Here is a 2,081-nt window from a genome sequence, read left to right as displayed (position 1 = left end):
AAATAGGTGACGTTGCTTTTTTGTTTCCAAAAAGGAGACAAACCGTTATGAAAAAACGTATCGATGTTATCGCAAATAAAGAATCCTTCCGCAACTTATCATCATTCAAAAATGTGGAAGAATTAAATAAAACTGTACGTACATACCATGATACTATCCTTATGTCTATTAAACGTACTGACGTACAATCTAAACTAATTACATTACTTGAAATTTTAAAACGCCATGGCTGTAAATATGCAGGTGTTAGTTTCCTATGCAAAAATTCAATCGCTGCTATGATGGAAGTTTCATATAAAACTGTACAACGTTTAATGAAGAAACTTGTGGACTTAGGAATAATCAAGCAAGTATCTATGAAACGTAAAAAAGATATGCTTCAAACTTCTAATGCAATTATCATTCAACCTATTGTGGAAGAAGTGTCCGACAAGGTACCTGGTAAATGCCCTACAAAGTGTCCGACCATTAAAACAAAACCTATTTCCTTAAAACAAAATATAAAAGATATAAACAAACGTAATAGTAATGAGAATAGCAATACTCCTGAAGAGAACATTAAAGAAGCTGATTTCGTGGCTCACTGGGTACCAGAACGTTTTGTTTCTTTAGTTAGCTCTTTTTACTCTGAATCAAAAACAATTCAAGAACTGTGGAAGGTTGTAAGACAGTGTAATAGAGTCGTTAACCATACAACAGGTGCTACAGCATTTGATAAGGAGCAAGAATTAACGATCGGATTAAAAGCGGTGAAAGAGTTTGTGATGAAAGTTAAGTCTGGTGCAAAAATGGCTAAGGGGAAATTTGCGTATTTCAACGGTATTGTGAATAACTTGATGGACAAGTACTATTTTGATCCAGACTTTAATATGTGATAAATTCATTCCATACAATTTTTATAACTTCACTGCTAATTTATTCATAAAATCCTGTATAGAAGTAGCTTGGAAAATACGTAAATTAGAAGAGTTAATTTCATAATGTTTATCAGTAATTATGAGAATTGAAGGGAAGAATTTCGAGCCTTTTGGTTGCCAGGACTCATTATGCCATTCTTGACTGTGGAAGTATAATTCATATCTGTTTATTTTATCTTGTATATTTTTTTTACTGTAAACTGACTTTTGAACTTCGATGAAGAAAGGTGAGTTACGCCAAATTGTAAATGCATCGGGTTCCATATATTCTTTACCCTATTTCGGCTCAACTTTAAATAATTTAGGTTTTTCATATTGAATGAGTTGTTTGTATACGTCCACAATACCGAAGAAATGAGGGATTTTTTGACTTGCCTTTCGAATGGTAGAAGGTTGAGGAAAATAAATGTACGGCTGCTGTGAAACATTGGCATCCACACTCCCTTCTCGCCTTAATCGTTTCATAACCGTACTACAACAGGTCACAGCTTTCTTGAGTCCGCGTAAATACAACCCGATAAGGTCATATCGGGTTGAGCCTAGACATTTTTAAATGTACCTCGAATCGATGTTTTGGTGAAGAACGGACAAACTTTTTAAGTTGTGTAAGTGCGCACTGTTGTGATTTATACGATTTGTATAATTAGTAAACTTGCATATGCCGCTCTGCGATTACCAATATTTGTATTACGTAAAGTTACTGGAGTGCTATTTGAATTTTTAATTTCAATTGTCTCCCCTGCATTTAATGGACGTACATCCATTATTGTACAAGAAGATGGCGCACCTGCTGAAGCTATAATTCCTGATATAGCGTTAGTTCTTTCTATCCCATTGACAAAAGGTGAAAATACACCAGTTTCACCATCATTAACTAAAATATTACATATTATCATATATACTCCAGAAGTTTGCACAGTAAATGTTGATGAGTTTGAAATTGTAATATTAGTACTTGTAGTTTCAGCTAAATTAAATTTTATAGCTGATCCTACAGGAATAGTGGCATTAGAAAAAGCATCTGCCATATAAGCTACATAACTGGAAGATAATACTCCTGTAGATCCTGTTTCTCCTGTTGGGCCTGTAGGTCCTGTAGGTCCTGTAGATCCTGTTGGGCCTGTTTCTCCCGTTGGACCCGTTTCTCCTGTTGGGCCTGTTTCT

At 34.8% G+C, this 2,081-nt stretch carries 2 protein-coding genes and 1 pseudogene; 1 reads left to right on the top strand and 2 read right to left on the bottom strand.

The genetic code is table 11. The features are described from left to right. Positions 1 to 47: 47 nt before the first annotated feature. Positions 48 to 875 carry a Fic family protein gene (locus AB3X49_RS23010; protein WP_367964968.1) on the top strand — a complete coding sequence of 276 codons (828 nt, stop codon included), beginning with the start codon at positions 48 to 50 and terminating at the stop codon, positions 873 to 875. A 21-nt stretch (positions 876 to 896) separates the two neighbouring features. Here AB3X49_RS23010 and AB3X49_RS23005 read toward each other — a convergent pair. Both AB3X49_RS23005 and AB3X49_RS23000 read right to left on the bottom strand, forming a co-directional pair. Continuing rightward, a pseudogene (locus AB3X49_RS23005) lies at positions 897 to 1,436 on the bottom strand (replication-relaxation family protein). Between the two features lie 107 nt (positions 1,437 to 1,543). Beyond that, positions 1,544 to 2,081, bottom strand: a 538-nt coding sequence (locus tag AB3X49_RS23000) for a hypothetical protein (protein WP_367964966.1), incomplete at its 5' end; no start/stop codon positions are given.

It is taken from the genome of Bacillus sp. C30, assembly GCF_040838255.1.
Taxonomy (GTDB): Bacteria; Bacillota; Bacilli; order Bacillales; family Bacillaceae_G; genus Bacillus_A; species Bacillus_A mycoides.
This window is presented reverse-complemented; position numbering and strand designations above follow the sequence as displayed.